This window comes from Bacteroides sp. OF04-15BH (assembly GCF_003477995.1).
In the GTDB taxonomy this organism is placed as follows: Bacteria; Bacteroidota; Bacteroidia; order Bacteroidales; family Bacteroidaceae; genus Paraprevotella.
This window is the reverse complement of sequence record NZ_QUEM01000018.1, coordinates 38,487-58,251: the sequence shown is the minus strand read 5'-3', so window position 1 is coordinate 58,251 and position 19,765 is coordinate 38,487. Positions and strand designations below refer to the sequence as shown.

Sequence of the window (19,765 nt, the reverse complement as noted above, 5' to 3'; positions counted from 1 at the left end):
TCTTTTTCTAAAATATGGAAGATAAAAGGACACTAGAACTAAGGCATGTGGCAGATTTGCTTACAATGCATTTTAATATCCCTAGCTATCAAAGAGGCTATAGATGGGAAAGTAAACATGTAGAAGCGTTACTTGACGATTTGTATGGCTTTAGCAAACAAATGGAGGATATGCAACACAGACAGGGAAAATTTTATTGTTTTCAACCATTAGCTATTGTAAAAAATAAAAAGTTAAGTAATGAGACAGACACTGTATATGATGTAATTGATGGCCAGCAAAGATTGACAACATTGTACTTATTATTGTCATACCTTGAAGACACAAGGAAATGTAATTTTAGTGGACGACTTGCAACTTCACTGTTTACACTTAAATATGAAAGTCGTGATTCGGATTTTTTTGACAATAAAGAATTTAAAAGCAGTGATATTAAAGAGTCCATTCGTAATATTGATTTTTTCTATATGACACGCGCTTACAAAGCAATAGAAAGCTGGTTCGAGCAAAAAGAAATCAGTAAAAATACGATACTAAAAGTATTAACACCTGATAACTACAAAATAATCTCAGGGCTTGAAGGCGATGATTTGTTGAATACGAAAATTGAAAATGATAAAAAGAATGATGTAAGATTTATCTGGTATGAGGTAGCGGCAAAAGATAATACTGATTCTATAGAAGTATTCTCTCAACTTAACTATGGTAAAACTGCTCTGACTGCTACCGATTTAGTAAAAGCTCTTCTTCTACAATGTGATATATACACAGAAAACAGGGCTTTCATGAGTGAACTTGCTTTTAGACGTTCATATGAATGGGATGTAATGGAAAAACAATTGCAAGATCCATTTATGTGGTCTATGTTTATGAAATCAGATAATAGCTTTACATCACATATTATGGTTGTTCTTTCTTTAGTTTGCAACGACCTCTATCAGGAAATGCTGAATAAAGATCCCAAAATAAACATACAGAAAGAATCGAAAGATTTTATTTATGAGGTCTGTAATCATTATCTTGGAACAAACCAAGATGGAAATTACGCAGAAAATGTAGAGTATATATGGAAAAAAATACAAACTACTTACACTGCACTTTATAACTGGTATAAAAATCCCAATACATATCATCTGATTGGACTTCTTGTTTGGCTTATGGAGTATAAAAACACAGACTTCAGCAATGAAAAGCGTTTTGCTTTGCTAAAAAGTCTATTTGAACAATATGAAGTCAAAACAAAAGAAGAATTTATGAATTATCTGAAAAAGCGGATTGCTGAACAGATACATGTTGAAGAACATCTTAAGACAAAAAAAGGGATAGTACCATGGGGACTGAAGTATATTAACTATAACGACAATGTAGAACAGATTATCAAGATATTGGTGACTTTCAATGTTGAAGATATACGAAACCAACAAAAAGAATCGGCCAGATTCCCATTCCATCTTCTTAGAGATGATAATATAACCAGTCTTGAACATATTCATCCTCAGAATCTTATTTTGGATAATATAAAACTTGATACTATACAAGCATGGCTTACAGTCAAGGAAAATAGTTTAAGGCAGCTTAAAAAGTATGAGCAATACGAAAACGATATAACAGTATTAAAACTGTATATAAAAAATGAAGAATCGTACAAAGAAAATATAGATGCAGCACATAGTATCATAAATAAAATTGACAAGGATTTTGACGACTTGGCAAATATGAGTGAAGGGCAAATGCACACTCTATATAATTTGTCTTTAGTTGACAAGGATACTAACTCTGCTCTAAGCAACAATCTGCTTGATGTCAAAAGGGAAATTCTTAACGAACGTCAAAAGAGTAAAAATATTTACGTACTACCAACTACATATAAAGCGTTCGGTAAATATTATTCTGCTGCAACGGAATCTAATATCCTTCCAAAGCTGTGGACAAGACCTGATCGTGAAGCTTATTTTACTGCAATAGAATCTGTATATAATGATTTTAATTCACATTATACTAAAAAATAATTATGGCTTCAATTACATTCGAATCATTCATAAAAGCGCAAAAGATAGAAATACCCGCTATACAAAGAGACTATGTACAAGGTCGTGGATTTACAATAGAAGAACAGGATAAACGTGAAGCTTTTGTTTCCAGACTTATAAATACAATTGCAGATGACAATGCCAAACCATGCCATCTGGAGTTTATTTACGGAGCAAAAAATAATGTTTCAAACAGATTTATCCCATTGGATGGTCAACAGCGGCTTACAACGCTTTTTATTCTTCATTGGGTAATATGGCAAAAAAGTTCTAATGATGCACAACAAGAATACCCATTGAATTTAATAGAAGGTTTTAACTATGAAACCAGACTTAGTTCATCAACTTTTTGTAGAAACATCATTGAAAGACAATTACAAGATGAGAATAAAACAAAGAGTTTAGGACAAAGACTAAAAAATCAGCCTTGGTTCTCCGAAGACTGGAACTATGATCCTACTATCATTGCAATAATATCAATGGTAGATTTCATGGAAGAAAAACTGAATGGTTATAACGAGGCTCAGATATCTTCCATGCTTAAAAAATTATGTAGTGACCAGAACCTAATTTCGTTCGATGAACTTAATATGACTGATTACGATTTGACGGATTCATTGTATATCAAAATGAATGCACGTGGTAAGCAATTGACCCCATTTGAGAATTGGAAATCTGATTTTATAAAATACCTCGAGAAAGCGTTCGGAGATGAAGAGTATACGAAAGCTGAAGTCGGAAGGAATTCTCAATCCAACACTTACAAAGATTATTTTTGTTATTCTATTGAGCATCAATGGACTGATTTGTTCTGGACTTATTTAAAGGACGAATATTTGAAACTAGATGAGGAACAGCAGTCGAAACAATATCCATGCATAGATAAGATGTTTATGAATCTGTTTGATTTTTTATGCATGTATTTTTATTATGTTAAGAATCCAGCTACAAAGTCTGAATATAGCAAAATAGGAGCGGTAACAAAACGTGAAGTCTGGCAGAATAAGGAGTTTATAGATGCTCTTTTTGGAACATTGGATGCACTGTGCAGAATAGATCACTCTAATTTTTTTGATGATCTATTTTATATATGTCCTGAAGAATTACCTTTTAACAATGAAAATAAAAAAGTCCGCCTTTTCAGAACGAAACAAACTAATCTTTTTAAGCTTTGTGTTGAAAATGGATCCTCAATGGAATTAACTGATTTACTATTATTTTATGCCTTAATATATTATTGCAATGAGAAAACTGTAAAAACAGTTGATGACTCACTCAAGTTTTACATGAGATCTGTAAGAAACAACTTTGAAAGTGATATTCAAAACATAAGAACAAGAACAACAATACAGTTGAACTTACGCGTATCGGAATTTGACAAATATAATTCAACCATAAAGACACTTACAAGCAAAGCAGGTAATTCTATTCTTTCTATTGAAAATTGTATCATAGATGATTGTTCTATTACACGTGGAAATAATGCTGTATTTGATAAAGCAATTAATGCATATGGAATTCATAACGTTTTCAATACGTTGAGAATATTCTGCAATGAATCACAAATCCTAAGAATACGTCTGTTGGTATCATGTGGATATAGTGGTACATATCTTAGTGATTGCATAGGCAGAAATCGGTATTTCTGGGGTAGTAAAGACAGATGGGACGTACTGTTTATATCTGATTCCGGACAGCTGTCAGAATGTTTTGCTGATTTGACTCGGAAAATAATTGCTGCAGGCGAACCCAATTTAATTATAAACGAAGCAAAGAAAGTTTATACACAAGGATTTGCATATTATATTCTTAATTATGATGAGTTTATAGATGCTAATGGTTCTCAGCATCATTTTGCAATAAAGAATAAATTGAACGAGATAGACTGGATTGCTTTAGGTTCATATAGTTCCAACCCTGGAACAGCTTATCACACAGATCCTTTGGCTGTTGCAGTAGAGAATATTGTTAATCGAATAAATCCTAAGATAAAAATGGCATTATATAAACAATATTCAGGGAAATGTCCATTATCTATAGTAAAAGATAAAATTCATTGGGAACCTTTATTTAGTGTTATAAGTAGAAAAGATGGTTGGCATATTATTTTAGGACAATGTTACATAACAGAAGACATAAAAAATGATTTTAAGATTCAACAGATAAACGATCAGGATTGTCTTGTTCCAATATCAATCAATCGCGATATGATACAAGTATGTGCAGATCTCATTATAAGAGTTTTTGACACTGTCCAAAATTTTGTGTAAACGGAAACAGGAAAAAGGGAAGACCACCATCATCGGCAGTCTTCCCTTTTCCTATTTTATAACTATTCCTATATAAAAATGAAATTCATATTATTCTTCAACTGCAGCTTGCGCGGCCGCGAGTCTGGCGATCGGCACTCTGAATGGAGAGCATGAAGCGTAATCCATACCCACCTTGTGGCAGAACTTCACTGACTGAGGCTCACCACCGTGCTCACCGCAGATACCGGTACGCATGCCCGGACGAACGGCACGGCCTTTCTCTACAGCCATCTTGATGAGCTGACCCACTCCGTTCTCGTCCAATACCTGGAACGGATCGACGCTCAGAATCTTCTTGTCCAGATAAGTCGGCAGGAAGCTGGCGATATCGTCACGAGAGTAACCGAAGGTCATCTGAGTCAGATCATTGGTACCGAATGAGAAGTACTCGGCCTCAGAAGCGATCTTGTCGGCAGTAAGAGCAGCACGCGGAATCTCAATCATCGTACCAACCTCGAAGTCAATGCGGACACCTTCTTCGGCAAACACTTCCTCGGCAGTCTTCATAATCACGGCCTTCTGCTGCTGGAACTCATAAAGGATACCGATAAGCGGCACCATGATTTCCGGCATCGGATTCTTGCCTTCTTTCTTCAGTTCGCAAGCGGCACTCAGGATAGCGCGAGTCTGCATCGCTGTGATTTCCGGGAAAGTAATTCCCAAACGGCAACCACGGTGACCCAGCATCGGGTTGTGCTCGCAAAGGCTTTCCACACGGCGCTGGATTTCAGCCACACTGATACCCATTTCCTTAGCCATAATCTCCTGACCTTTCAGATCATGTGGTACGAACTCATGCAAAGGAGGATCGAGCAAACGGATATTTACCGGGCAACCGTCCATAGCCTCGAGAATACCTTTGAAGTCAGACTTCTGATAAGGAAGCAACTTGGCCAAAGCCTTTTCACGACCTTCTACGGTGTCGCTCAGAATCATCTCACGCATAGCCACAATCTTCTGTCCATCGAAGAACATGTGCTCCGTACGGGTCAGACCGATACCTTTGGCACCGAAGCTACGTGCCATCTGGGCATCGTGTGGTGTATCAGCATTGGTACGTACCTGCAGACGGGTATATTTGTCGCACAGATCCATCAAAGCCTTGAAATCACCGCTCAACTCGGCAGCCTTGGTCGGTACCTCACCGGCATAAACCTCTCCGGTTGAACCGTTCAAAGAAATATAATCGCCTTCCTTGAATACACGTCCTTCAATCTCCAAAGTCTTGGCCTTATAGTCGATACAGATAGCTCCGGCACCGGAAACACAGCACTTACCCATACCACGGGCAACCACTGCTGCATGAGATGTCATACCGCCACGGGCTGTCAGGATACCTTCGGCAGCAGACATACCGGCCAAATCCTCTGGTGAAGTCTCAATGCGGACCATGATTACGCGGTGACCGTCATCGTGCCACTGAGCGGCATCGTCGGCAAAGAATACAATCTGACCGCTGGCAGCACCCGGTGAAGCCGGCAAACCGCGGGTCAGCACCTTGGCTTTCTTCAGAGCTTCCTTATCGAAAATAGGATGCAACAATTCATCGAGTTTATTCGGTTCGCAACGCAACAGAGCGGTCTTTTCATCAATCATACCCTCACGCACCAAATCCATGGCAATCTTCACCATCGCCGTACCGGTACGCTTTCCGTTACGAGTCTGGAGGAACCACAACTTACCGTCCTGCACGGTGAACTCCATATCCTGCATATCACGATAATGCTGCTCCAGCTTGTTCTGCAACTCATCCAGTTCCTTATAAATGGCCGGCATAGACTCTTCCATAGAAGGATACTTGGCCACGCGCTCTTCTTCAGAAATACCCTGAAGAGCTGCCCAACGCTGAGAACCGATCTTGGTGATCTGCTGCGGTGTACGGATACCGGCCACCACATCTTCGCCCTGAGCATTGACTAACCATTCGCCATTAAACAGGTTCTCACCGGTTGCGGCATCACGGCTGAAGCAAACGCCGGTAGCTGAAGTATCACCCAGGTTACCGAAGACCATAGCCTGTACGTTCACGGCTGTACCCCACTCTGCCGGGATTCCTTCCATCTTACGATACAGGATGGCACGCTCGTTCATCCAAGAATCGAATACGGCACAGATAGCGCCCCACAACTGCTCCATCGGATCGGTCGGGAAATCCTCACCGGTCTGAGCCTTGATAGCAGCCTTGAAGCGGACAACCAGTTCTTTCAGTTCTTCCAGATTCAGATCCTTGTCCAGCAACACTCCGCGTTTCTTCTTCACCTCTTCGATGATAGCCTCAAACGGATCGATGTCATCCTTGTTGGCAGGCTTCATACCCAGTACCACATCACCGTACATCTGCACGAAGCGACGGTAAGAATCGTATGCGAACTTCGGATTGCCGCTCTTGGCAGCCAGACCTTCCACCACCTCATCGTTCAGACCCAGATTCAGGATGGTGTCCATCATACCCGGCATAGAGGCACGGGCACCGGAACGAACCGAAACCAGAAGCGGATTCTTCGGATCACCGAAAGTACAGTTCATCAGATTTTCTATATGCTTTACAGAGGCAATCACGTCGGACTTCAACAGTTCGACCACCTTTTCCTTACCTACTGCATAATATTCGTTGCACACATCGGTCGTAATGGTGAAACCCGGAGGGACCGGAACACCGATCAGATTCATTTCTGCCAGATTGGCACCTTTACCACCGAGAAGGTTTCTCATATCAGCTCTACCTTCTGCTTTTCCATTTCCGAATGTATAAACTCTTTTCTCACTCATTTTTCATGATGGTTTTATTAGTTAACTAAAATTTCTTTAACGCAAACTTAAAGAAAAATTGCAATAATCAAAAAGAAAAAGGTGTTTTTTTGCTACTTTTTCTGTAGGGCTTATCGGGGTTTGCGCCCCTATAAAGAAACAAAAAGAAAGTATTCCTGCCCGTTATTCCGTTTTTAATTTACCGATAACGGAATTTTTGTCTTTATAAGTCAGGAAATATAAGTTTTTACAAAATTTCGGATTTTTACTTTTGAAAGGATTTTTCAGGAAGAAAAAAGCAGAAAAATCTTCCATACAAACAAAGGAACTCCCTTTCCCGGATGGTATCTTCCATACTTCTCCGGAAAAGGGAGTCTCTATATTCTATTCTGATTCTAATCAAAAAGATTCAACCGGTTGGCCTTGGCATCCTCCAGCGAAGTGAGTTGAGGTTTGTTTTCCGCAGCACCCTGACGCAGTTTTTCCTGCTCCTGCTTCAATTCCCCAAAGGCCTGATCGCGTGTGGCCGCACTCAGGAATTTGTGGGCAATCATGGTGTTCTGTGAGGCATCCTTCACCCAAATCACCGGTCCGTCGTAAGCCGGAGCGATGCGCAGTGCCGTATGCAGGCGACTGGTTGTGGCGCCACCGATCAGCACCGGTGTTGTGATGCCCGCCTTTTTCAGTTCGCTCACCACATGAACCATCTCGTCCAGGCTCGGAGTAATCAGTCCGCTCAGACCGATCAGATCGGGATGTCCCTGCAAGGCACGCTCCACAATCAGTTCGGCCGGTGTCATCACACCCAAGTCTTCAATCTCAAAACCGTTGCAGGCCATCACCACGCCCACAATATTCTTTCCGATGTCGTGCACATCACCTTTCACAGTAGCCATCAGCACTTTTCCGGCCGAAGAACCTTCCACCTTCTCCGCCTCAATGAGCGGTTGCAGAATGCTCACGGCCTTCTTCATCGTTCGGGCGGTCTTGACCACCTGCGGCAGGAACATCTTTCCGGCACCGAACAGGTCGCCCACAGTGTTCATACCGGCCATCAGCGGTCCTTCGATAATATCCACCGCATGCTCGTAACGGGTGCAAGCCTCATCCAGATCTTCCTGCAGATAGTCACCGATACCTTTAATCAAAGCATATTGCAAGCGCTCCTCTACGGTTGTTTCCCGCCACAGGTCCTTCTTCTGATGCTCTTGTCCGGTCACCGCAGTCTGCTCGGCCTTCATTCGTTCGGCAATCTCCACCATGCGTTCCGATGCGTCAGGACGGCGGTCGAGCACCAGATCTTCGATTGCCTCAAGCACATCCACCGGAATATCGCTATACATCACCGAAGTGGCCGGATTGACGATACCCATATCCATGCCCTGCTGGGTAGCATAATAAAGGAATACGGCATGAATGGCCTCACGGATATAATTGTTTCCGCGGAAAGAGAAAGACAGATTGCTCACACCTCCGCTCACATGTGCTCCAGGCAGATTGCGCCGGATCCATCCGGTAGCTTCGATAAAGTCCACCGCATAATGGTTGTGCTCCTCCATTCCCGTAGCAATGGCCAGCACATTCGGGTCGAAAATGATGTCATGCGGATTGAAGCCCACCTTTTCTGTAAGCAGACGATAGGCACGCTCGCACACTTCTATCTTGCGGGCATAAGTATCAGCCTGTCCCTTCTCGTCGAATGCCATCACCACCACCGCGGCACCGAAGCGGCGGATGCGGCAGGCATGGTGCAGAAACACCTCCTCGCCTTCTTTCAGAGAAATGGAATTGACGATACACTTGCCTTGCAGACACTTCAGTCCGGCCTCGATCACATCCCATTTCGAAGAGTCGATCATAATGGGGATGCGGGAGATTTCCGGCTCCGAAGCCAGCAGATTCAGGAAAGTGACCATCTCCTCACGCGCATCGAGCAGTCCGTCGTCCATATTGATGTCGAGCACCAGAGCACCGTCTTCCACCTGTTTGCGGGCGATGCCCAAGGCCTCTTCGTATTTCTTTTCGTTGATGAGACGCAAGAACTTGCGCGATCCGGCCACATTACAGCGTTCGCCCACATTCACGAAATTGATTTCCGGCTTCACTTCCAGCAGTTCCAAACCGCTCACCCACATACAGTCGGGCGCAGGCACCGGCTGGTGCGGACGGGCTCCCTGAACAATATTTGTAAAGCGAGCGATAAACTCCGGCGAGGTACCGCAGCAACCGCCGATGATGTTCACCAGTCCCTCATCCACAAACTCCTTCATCTCCTCCTCCATCATCTCCGGTGTCTGGTCATATCCTCCCATACTGTTGGGCAGACCGGCATTCGGATAGACAGATATATAATAAGGTGCACGGGCAGCCAGACTGCGCAAGGCCGGCTTCATATCCCGCGCTCCGAACGAGCAGTTCAGACCAATCGAGAAAAGCGGCGCATGCTGCACCGAAGCCAAAAAGGCTTCCAGCGTCTGACCGGACAGGGTACGTCCCGTGCGGTCGGTAATCGTTACGGAAAGCATCAGAGGAACCTGACGGCCCACTGCCGCCATCGCTTCCTCGGCCGCATAAATGGCAGCCTTGGCATTCAGCGTGTCGAAAATCGTTTCGATAAGCAGCAAGTCCACGCCTCCCTCAATCAGCGCCTCCATCTGTTCCTGATAGGCCGCAGCCAGCTCGTCAAAAGTCAGCGCCCGATAGCCGGGATTGTTCACGTCGGGACTCATCGAACAGGTCTTGTTCGTAGGTCCCACCGAACCGGCCACCCAACGGGGCTTTTCGGGGGTGAGTGCCGTAAAGCGGTCGGCGGCACGGCGTGCGATGCGTGCGGCCTCCAGATTGATTTCGCGGCAACAGTCCTCCAGATGATAGTCGGCCATGGAAATGCGCTGGGCACTGAATGTGTTCGTTTCGATAATGTCCGCTCCGGCCTGAAGATAGGCCTCGTGAATCTCCTGAATCAGATCCGGACGGGTAATGCAGAGCATGTCGTTGTTGCCTTTCATCTGTCCGGGCAGATCGCGGAACCGCTCTCCACGGAAATCATCCTCCGTCAGATGATAGCCCTGAATCACCGTACCCAGAGCTCCGTCCAGAATCAGGATGCGCTCTCTGATAGTTTCCTGTATTGTCATGTTTTTGTCTATAACCACTATTCTTAATAATTCTTGATCTTGCGGTCCATCTCGCGGCGGTCTTCCTTCTCCTTCAGCGTCTGTCGCTTGTCGTATTCCTTCTTACCGCGACACAGATAGATGTCCAGCTTGGCCATGCCCTTCTCGTTGAGGAACAGCAAGGTGGGCACGAGCGTAAAGCCCGGACTCTTCATGTCCTGCTGCAATTTGCGGATCTCCTTACGGTTGAGCAGCAGCTTACGGTCGCGACGGGCCGCGTGGTTGTTGTATGAACCGTAGGAATATTCGGCCACATACATATTCTTCACCCACACCTCGCCGTTGTGGATGTAGCAAAAGGTATCCACCAGACTGGCCTTGCCGGCACGGATCGACTTGATCTCGGTACCGGTGAGCACAATGCCCGCCGTATATTTGTCCAGCAGAAGGTAGTCGAACGAAGCCCGCTTGTTCTTGATATTGACCGTCTTTACTTTTACTTTCTTTTCTGCCATAATTATTCTTTCACAATGGTTGCAAACTGATCGATATGCTCATCCACATAATGAGCCAATGCCGCAGTCACCTCTTCTTCCATCTCCACGAAAGCGTCGTCCAGCTCATCGAACTCGCTGAATTGCTCAAACAGCGCCATGAACTCCTCGTCGGAGCATTCGCGGGTCAGCTCGTCGCGGTATTTCTCATACAGTTTGCGTCCCTTATACACTAATTTGGAAAAATCGTGCGCTCCCATCAGGCGCATGGCCTTGGCAAAAGGATTTTCAAAGATGAAAGGGCCGTAGCCGTTGTGGATCAGCTGCACGAAGCCGCCGTCCATCACCTCGTCACGAAACATGATGTAGGCCAGCAGAGAAATCTGCTCGCCGTTCAGCATGTGCATGTTCTCGCCTGTGAGCGCACCACCCAGCACCTCCAGATATCGGTTGGTGAAGACGGCGATAAACTCATCCATTCCTTCCTGTGCCGCAGCGCACAAATCGGCGTCGCGCACCGTTATTTCGTTTTTCTCCATACTCTTTCTTTAAAACAGAATACAAAGATAATGCAAAGAAGGCGCATAAAAAAGCAGAATTCTCTTTTTTATTAAGGTATCGTTGGGCTTTTCTGAAAAAAACGATATATTTGAAGGCACGAATGATTGTTTTATAAAAATCTTAAACTTGAATACCATGCGCTACGCTTTGAAGACGGTCATCGGTGCCGGCGTCCTGCTCAGTTCCGTGACCGGATGCTTGAACACCCCGCAAGAAACAGATTCCCTAAAACCGGAACAGGACAGCATCGTCCTGCCCCCTCCCGAAGCAGCAGAAGAATCTGTCGTAGAGATCATCCCGCCCCTGCTGCCCGAAGACATTCTGCTCACCAAAGAGTTTCTTTATGACAAATACACGCTGGAGGATGTATATCCCTATCAGGATACCACCCGCAGTTTCAAGTGGGAAGCCATCCGCAGCAGTCTGGCCTTTGTGGAGAATGTGCAGCAGAACCCCACACGCTGGGTGGTGATGCAGAACTACAAGAACCAGAACCAATACCCGCCGCTCGTCAAGAAATACAAGTACAACAAGGCGCGTCTGGTGTCCGACACACTGGGCGTATCCCGCTATCAATCCGTGCCGCTCTATGCGCCGGAGGACACCATCACGCCGGAGCTGTACGGACCGGACGGCAGCATCGCCGCCTATCTGGGCGAAGAGGGCAGTTTCGTGCGGGTAAAGCCGCTGCTCATCGAAAAGGAATGGATGGTGCCGAAACGCTATCTGTATGAACTGGCTGACTCGGTGTTCTTCTCCCATGTGATTGTGGTGGACCGCAAGGACCAGAACATCGCCACGCTGGAATTCGTGGAGCGGGGCAAGTGGAAAATCCGGAGCATGAATCCCGCCACCACGGGCAAGCATAACCCGCCCTACGGTCAGGAAACCCCGTTGGGCATCTTTGTGCTGCAACAGAAAAAACGCAACATGTATTTCTGGAAGGACGGAACCCGGGAAATCGGAGGCTATGCTCCCTATGCCAGCCGCTTCACCAACGGAGCGCACATTCACGGAGTGCCCGTAAACAAGCCGGCCACCAAGCAGATTGAATACAGCTGGTCGCTGGGCACCACGCCCCGCTCGCACATGTGTGTGCGCAACGCCACCTCGCACGCACAGTTCATCTACGACTGGGCGCCCACGTGGAGCACGCTGGTCATCGTACTTGAATAACAATTCTTTATCTTTTTTAAACCTACTGATATTTAGCGATATAAAGAAAAGACGTATCTTTGCCGCCGATATAATTCTTTGTGCAATGATACGTCTTTTTTGTTCAGTACTTTTTTTGCTTTTGCCCGGCGCATCTCTGCTTACTCAAATGGAATCCGGACAAAACAGTGATTACACATTGAATGCTACCAACCTGCATGTCGTACCGGCTTGGCAAAGCATGTACGAAACCATGCATCTGGACTCTCTCATCAGTCAGGACGCCTTTCATCAGGCTTTCGTGGGATACTACAAGATTAGCGACCGAAAGAAAGAAATCCTTACAGTAATTGATTTTTCCAAGGCTTCTACCGAAAAGCGACTGGCTGTTATCGACATGCAAGCAAGAAAACTGCTTTACTCATCTGTCGTGGCCCATGGACGGAACAGCGGCGGCAACTATGCCACTTCTTTTTCCAACCAGAACGGCTCCAACAAAAGTTCACTGGGCTTTTATCTCACCAACGAAACTTATCAGGGCAGCAACGGCTACTCCCTCCGTCTGGACGGACTGGAAAAGGGAGTGAACGACAATGCCCGCCAGCGCGCCATCGTGATGCACGGTGCCGCCTATGCCCACCCGTCTACCGCCCGCAGCGGTCGTCTGGGCCGCAGTTTCGGCTGTCCGGCCATCCCGCCGTCACTCACCCGCCCCATCATCAACACCATCAAGGGCGGTAGCGTGATGTTCATCTATGCGCCCGAAGAAAACTATCTGGCGCAGAGCAGCATCCTGAACGACACCGAGAACGGCAATACGCTTGGCACTCAGAGCTTGTAAAAAGTTCCCCCAGAAATAACAAATCGTCTCATTTTTATGAATTGCGCTCCAAAAGTCTGTTATAAGACCTTTGGAGCGCAACTTGTTTATAGCATATTTTACTATACCTTAGGAATAAAACAATATATCTTTCCCAGAATCAATCTGTAAACGAGCAGTACTATTTTTATTGACCAGTGAACATATTATCCATTAATTATGTATCACGTTCTTCAATACTCCTAATACTTGAAATGCATCTTCTGAACTCAATTTGAATGGCTTATATTCATTGTTTAGTGGTATCAATTCAATGCAAGTATGCTCCCAAGCATTTTCGGTAACTCTTTTTTCACTATGATATTTTTTGATCGTGCAAGCTATATTATCACTATCATAGTCTTTGATATTATACCCTTCTACCAAAACAATTTCACCTTCACGACTTCCACCAGTATAACGTGAAAAGACGCAATAATCACCATCATTTATTTTAGGCTGCATACTATTACCCATAGCACGAACCACAAACATTGATTTATCCAAGTGTGACAATTCATCAGACACATCTATCCACTTCACATCCTCGTACGGTACTCCAATTTCAGACAAGTCATGACAAGCAGCCTTTATACTGGAATAATAAGGCAAATGAGTTACAAAACGTTGATTCACTGAAGCAGCATCTATGATACGAGCTAAAGTATTTGATTTTTTATCCATGTTTTTACTATTAGCCAATACCTCTTTTGCTGATTTTATAGCATTTTCCTTGAAATTCTCAACCTGCTCCATTACTTGACGAAAAGCTTCTGGAGAATATTCTGGTGGATAACCATTATTTACTAAGCATACCTTTACAGCATATTTTAATTGGCTACGCATCTGTGGATTATTAAGCCAATCTGCCACACTTGATTTCAAGTCTATTATCTCCTTTATTTTACGAGCTAATACTCTGCATTTTTCGTTAATAATTGTTCCGTCTATTTCCTTATCTTCACCATACTCAAAATTAAATTTATCACGCAACATAATTAAAATGTCGTAAAAAGCTTTCTCTTCAAAAGTAAGGTTCAATTTTCTGAAACTTTCTCTGTCCTGCTGCATTTCTTGCAAGATTCTCAAAGCTTGTTCTGTGGCCTTTTTTATTATTTCTTCTGATGTAGCTTCTTGAGTTTCACCTGCTTTTTCTGCACTTAAATATTTACGGCGTTCATGATATTGTTTGATGGTTTCTTCCAACATTTCCATAAATCTTTTTGCCGCAGCCTGATTAGTTCTACCATATTCTGTAATCTGTTTCCTCAGCATTTTTACCAATAACTCCAATTTTGAGGCAGGCATTTTTACATCAGACAATTTCTCAAAATACTCTGGACTAAATATGTCCTCCTCTTCTCCGATATCCAACACACTTTCTACTTTGGTGTATCTCAAAGCCTCCTCTACCATTTTCGCTACTTTGCGATTCATAGTTTCCGTATCAGGTGCATCGGTTCCACTCATTTTCCGGACAAAACCGGCAATAGCCATAAAACATTGAGCTAAGGCAGATTCTTCATCAGATAAATTACCTGAAGGCTGACAAATATCGTATGCTATGCGCATTCGTTTTACAACTTTCAAAAAATAGGTTTTGAATGATACTCTCTTTACCTTTTTGCCATCTTCTGAAGCCAAATTAAGCAGTTCATTCGACTTGAAAATATACTCTGCCACTTTAGCCAATAATGCATAACGTATGACAGGATCTGTTTCCGGATTAAGGAAAGGAGTTAAATCCATTTGCTTAAACAAATCCTTAAGTATAGACAAATATTCTCTGAAAATAGTAGTTGCCTGTTCCACATCATCGTCAGTAGGTGCAAAGGTATTACCGCCACCGCCATACATTTTCATAGCTTCCCGCATATTATCCCGTATGCCGATATAGTCAATTACAAAACCAAAATCTTTTCGTGGATATTTTCTGTTTACACGACTAATTGTCTGAATAAGAGTATGTTTTTGTAAAGGCTTATCGTTATATAGATACGTAAGACTCTCCACATCGAAACCTGTAATCCACATATCCACCACGATTACAACGCGGAAATTGCTTTTCTCCTGTTTAAATGCAGCATCCAGTTTCTCAGAACGTTTGTCATTTGTTACGCCCCCAAGATAATCATACATCTCTTTGGGATCATTCTTGCCAACACTTGCAACCATTGCCATAGTAGGCATTTCTGACAGTTCTTTCAATTCTTCGTCTGTACAAGAAACACCTTCCGGCGTTTTTCTTAATTCAAACCATTCCGGATATTTTTCTTGAAAAATGGTAAGTAAATTATAGGCTATTTCACGTTTAGAACAAACGATCATAGCTTTTTGTACACGGTCAGGATCACCACTACATGCCTTTATATAATGGTCATGTATATCCACAGCAAGACGCTCCAATCTTTGCGGTTCACCTAGAATTACTTGAAGCGAACTCATTGCTTTCTTACTTGCCTCAATATCTTCCAATGTAGAGCCTTCTTCTGCACATCCCTTATAATATTCTTCTACCATTCTGATCTTTTCCTTATCAAAAAGCACTTTAGTTATTCTAGGATGATATTTAATTGGCACAGTAATACCATCAGCTACAGCCTGATCCATTGTATAACGGTCAATTTCCGCTCCAAAAGTCTGATAAGTTTCCGCAATAGGCGTACCGGTGAAACCCACAAAAGTAGCATGAGGCAAGGCTTCACGGAGAACTTTGGCATAAGGTTTTGACAGCACCGCCTTCATTTGTTCATTGGCTTTATCCAACAACTCGTTTCCATCATCATTGGGTTTGCTGAATTTTATTCGTTTGGCACTTTCCAATTGAGTACGGTGAGCCTCATCGCTAAAACAGATGATGTTGGAACGCTCGTTAATTAATCCGATAGGGTCATCCTCACGGTCGCAAAACTTCTGAATGGTACAAATATAAAATCCTCCACTTTCACGGGCTGCAAGTTCTTCTCTTAGCTTTTTGCGTGTAGGTACTACAGACACTTCGCCTAAACCCAAAAACTCTTTACTCTTAGTAAATAACTTACTGCCTTGTTTTTGCAAATCATCCCGATCCACTATCATTAAAATAGTTGGAGAACCAATTTCTGAAGTACAGCGCATAGAAAGTTGACGTGCAAGAAAGGCCATTGTATAGGTCTTCCCACATCCAGTTGCCCCAAAGTAGGTACCACCCTTTCCGCTTTTCTCCTTAACGGATTTCACAATACTTTCACGAAGGAGTCGTGTAGCAAAAAACTGAGGATAGCGACACACAATCTCTTTTTCATTATCATCAAACTCCTTATCCTGAAAATAGATATAATCACGAAAAATTTCTAGGAAACGTTCCGGTTCATATACTCCCTTAACCATTGTTCGCATCTCATCAAATGGTGATGTAGAAACTTTATCACCATCATTAACCCTTCGCCAAGCATAAAAATGTTCGTAAGGTGTACGTACCGTACCAAGGCGTGTTTTCACCCCATCACTTATACAAGCCAACGGACAATAATGCAGCAAATGGGGGATGTCACGCCAATAGCGTAAATTTATTTGTTCCCACGCATCTTCAATAGTAGCATTTTCATCTGCCGGATTTTTCAGTTCTATGATGCAGAGTGGCATACCATTCACATAGAGAATGATATCAGGGCGCCTGTTTTTTATACGACCATTGTTTACATATTCTACAGAGAACTGATTGACTACCCGAAATATATTTTTAGATGGTTTACCTTCCTGCGGTTTACTAAAATCAATAAGAGCAATGTTTCTTGTAGAACCATCTTTGACTGTAAGGTTCACCCCATAAACCATCCATCCATAAACTTTATGGAGAGTGGCAAAATCTGTTTCTGCTCCTACAAGACGGACTGTATCAACAATCTGTTGAATCTCATCTGCTTCAAGATCCGTGTTGTTACTTGTCAAAAAGTCTGTTAAGTCCTTCTCTATAAGTACCTCCCTTTGATTATCACGCACAATCTTGTCACCAGACAAATACGTCCAGCCCTCTTTTTCTAAAAAAGCAATAAATGCATTTTCAAAATCAGATTCGCAGAAGCGATCACTATATTGCTTTAGCTTTACCATTGTTATTATTTTATGAATTAGCAGCTCTTTGTATCAATGCCGGACAAAGCTCTTTAAGTTTGTCTCTTGCTTCTGAGGCTATTTTTTTTGCCTCCTCAAGACAATTATAAAGATTTATAACCGATTGTTGATTTTTAATTGGAGGAAGAGCAATTCTCACATTGCACAACTCACCAAAATTAAAATTCTCTCTTGCACTTCCCCACGAATTAAAGCGAACATATCTATCAAATTCAGCAGGTTTGAAAAGCACATTGAGATATTCAGAAAGCAAATTAGAATTATTTATTTTAAAAACACAATATATTGGTGATACAACTATTGTTTCCTCCTTATTCAATGCACAGGCAAATACTTTCCAAGTATCGGTTGTAGGTACATATGCAAAACAATTATTAGGAACAAGTTTATAATTTGTCAGTTCCTCTTTATTTACTCTCGAATTTGGCTCACGAAATTCTTTTTGTGTACTCAAACCTAATACCTTACTATATAAATTGTCTTTATTCTTTTCTGTAAGTTCCTCAATATACTCGCCCAGAATTACTTCTGGATATTTAGCCTTGCAATCAACAATAAAAGCTTCGCAAGCCTTACTTAATGGCTCTATAAGAGCTTCATTTTGCTCTGCAAGTGCTTTTAATCCATTATAAATATCGACCAATTCTTTTTGTATGTTTATATCAGGCAAAGGTATTTCTACTCTACACAATTCACTCCAATCGAAAGTTTCTCTTGCACTGCCCCAAGAGTTAAATCGAGCATATCTATCAAATTCGCTACGACTTAATAGCAAGAATAAATATTCGGGTAAGAGTTCTTTGTTATCTTTACTCTTAAATGTTGTGTAAATAGATGATATGAGTATTGAACTTGTCGTATTTAATGCCAATGCAATCTTATCTCCTCTCCGTGAAGTATCTGCAACATAAGCAAATTCACGATTATTTACGATTTTATATGAAGATAATGATACCCCATCCATATTTGCCTTCGTTGGTATAAATTTTTTATCAGTACTTATTCCACGAACGTCATCAACAGCATATTTTCCATCACTATTTCGTTCATCGCAAAGTTCAATATAATCCCCCAAACGAACCCATTTTACATTATCATTAGCACTCATATCCTAGCTGTTTTAGTGCATTACGCAAAGTTTCATCATTCTCTCTCTGTTGTTTCAGTAAATCTGAAACAACAGAAGCGGTTTCGGTTAAAACCTTATCATAGTCTATATTGGTATCTCTATCCACAAACTCAATGTATCTACTTGGTACTAGAGAGAAATTATTGGCCTCAATTCCATCTGCTTCATCTAATCTAACAGAGCGGTAAAGTTCCGGTTCGGCATAATTATCACCATCAGTCCCTTCTGCCTGCCATTTAAAATAAATCTCCGATGCCCGCTTGATTTGATCTTCCTTGAGTATAACCTTTTTTTTCTGCTCTCCTTTAACTGAGTTTTCTGTCCACTGACGCAAATCCATAAAGAGAATTTCCCCTTCTCTGTTACGTAGTTTGCGTCCGTGCCACATTCCCCCCTTTTTATTTTGATTCAAAATCCAAAGGGTAACACTAATGTCTGTGGTAATAAAAAGTTCACGGGGCAATACTATGATTGCTTCTACCTTATCATTCTCAATCAGTTTACGACGAATATTTAATGCATCAGTATCTCCCAATGCTCCGTTTGCAAGAAGGAATCCGGCAACCCCTTTTTGCTGGTTCATGTGACTAAGTATGTGTAGAATCCATGCATAATTGGCATTGCTTTCTGGTGGTGTGTCATAATCACTCCAACGAGAATCATTTTTTAAATTATCATTATACCATCCTTTAAGATTAAAGGGTGGGTTTGCCATAATATAATCAAAGTACAGTCCTTTATGCAAATCATTAGTAAATGTGCTGTCGCTTTCTGCTCCTAAATTATGACTTATACCACGCAAGGCCAAGTTCATCTTTGCCAGACGATATGTGGCCGCTTCCTTTTCTTGTCCGTACACATTAATTCTACTAATATCACCCTGTTTTGCTTTTACCAGCTCTGCACTTTGAATGAACATACCTCCAGAACCACAACAAGGGTCGTAAATGGTTCCGTCAAAAGGTTCTATCATACTGGCAATCAATTGCACAATGTCATGAGGTGTGTAATATTCACCTTCCTCTTTTGTCGCATTCACGGCAAATTCCTTCAGAAAATATTCATAAACACGGCCTATCAGATCCTTTTCTTCACCAAAAACTTTATGAGAAATCTTATTGACCTCATCAATAAGTTTTTTCATATCATTACCAGCCAAGTTACGCTGAGTAAACGTACCCTCAACAAAGCATCCTTTAAGGTCAGGAGTAGTAGTAGCAATACTACGCAAAGCCGTATCAAGTGCAA

Annotated in this window: 11 protein-coding genes; 4 read left to right on the top strand and 7 right to left on the bottom strand. The window is 42.5% G+C overall.

What is annotated here, in order from left to right; genetic code table 11:
* The first annotated feature begins 14 nt into the window (after positions 1-14).
* Complete coding sequence (locus DXA74_RS09450) at positions 15-2,009, top strand: DUF262 domain-containing protein (RefSeq protein WP_118526979.1); 1,995 nt, start codon at positions 15-17, stop codon at positions 2,007-2,009.
* Positions 2,010-2,011: 2 nt separating this feature from the next.
* Complete coding sequence (locus DXA74_RS09445) at positions 2,012-4,300, top strand: DUF262 domain-containing protein (RefSeq protein WP_118526977.1); 2,289 nt, start codon at positions 2,012-2,014, stop codon at positions 4,298-4,300.
* A 90-nt stretch (positions 4,301-4,390) separates the two neighbouring features.
* Here DXA74_RS09445 and ppdK read toward each other — a convergent pair whose 3' ends face one another.
* The 4 genes from ppdK to DXA74_RS09425 form a co-directional block, all read right to left on the bottom strand.
* Positions 4,391-7,111 (bottom strand): pyruvate, phosphate dikinase, encoded by a 2,721-nt coding sequence (ppdK, locus tag DXA74_RS09440; protein ID WP_118526975.1) that lies wholly within the window; start codon positions 7,109-7,111, stop codon positions 4,391-4,393.
* Between the two features lie 374 nt (positions 7,112-7,485).
* Positions 7,486-10,227 (bottom strand): methionine synthase, encoded by a 2,742-nt coding sequence (gene metH / locus DXA74_RS09435; protein WP_118526973.1) that lies wholly within the window; start codon positions 10,225-10,227, stop codon positions 7,486-7,488.
* A 23-nt stretch (positions 10,228-10,250) separates the two neighbouring features.
* Entirely contained in the window at positions 10,251-10,721 is a 471-nt protein-coding gene (gene smpB, locus DXA74_RS09430; protein WP_118526971.1) for an SsrA-binding protein, read from the bottom strand.
* A 2-nt stretch (positions 10,722-10,723) separates the two neighbouring features.
* Positions 10,724-11,239, bottom strand: coding sequence for a DMP19 family protein (locus DXA74_RS09425; RefSeq protein WP_118526969.1), 516 nt, complete (start codon positions 11,237-11,239; stop codon positions 10,724-10,726).
* Between the two features lie 157 nt (positions 11,240-11,396).
* Between DXA74_RS09425 and DXA74_RS09420 the strand changes: the two genes are divergently transcribed.
* Together DXA74_RS09420 and DXA74_RS09415 are read left to right on the top strand one after the other, a co-directional pair.
* Positions 11,397-12,437, top strand: a complete 1,041-nt coding sequence (locus DXA74_RS09420; RefSeq protein ID WP_118527016.1) for a L,D-transpeptidase — start codon at positions 11,397-11,399, stop codon at positions 12,435-12,437.
* Positions 12,438-12,522: 85 nt separating this feature from the next.
* Complete coding sequence (locus DXA74_RS09415) at positions 12,523-13,257, top strand: murein L,D-transpeptidase catalytic domain family protein (protein WP_118526967.1); 735 nt, start codon at positions 12,523-12,525, stop codon at positions 13,255-13,257.
* 192 nt (positions 13,258-13,449) lie between these two features.
* Here DXA74_RS09415 and DXA74_RS09410 read toward each other — a convergent pair whose 3' ends face one another.
* The 3 genes from DXA74_RS09410 to DXA74_RS09400 are packed head-to-tail and all read right to left on the bottom strand — an operon-like array spanning position 13,450 to position 19,661.
* Complete coding sequence (locus DXA74_RS09410) at positions 13,450-17,367, bottom strand: HsdR family type I site-specific deoxyribonuclease (protein ID WP_118526965.1); 3,918 nt, start codon at positions 17,365-17,367, stop codon at positions 13,450-13,452.
* 10 nt (positions 17,368-17,377) lie between these two features.
* On the bottom strand, positions 17,378-18,496 hold the full coding sequence (locus DXA74_RS09405; RefSeq protein ID WP_118526962.1) for a restriction endonuclease subunit S: 1,119 nt from the start codon (positions 18,494-18,496) through the stop codon (positions 17,378-17,380).
* Positions 18,486-19,661 (bottom strand): N-6 DNA methylase, encoded by a 1,176-nt coding sequence (locus tag DXA74_RS09400; RefSeq protein ID WP_233550503.1) that lies wholly within the window; start codon positions 19,659-19,661, stop codon positions 18,486-18,488. Before DXA74_RS09400 ends, DXA74_RS09405 begins: the two co-directional genes overlap by 11 nt.
* Between the last annotated feature and the right edge of the window lie 104 nt (positions 19,662-19,765).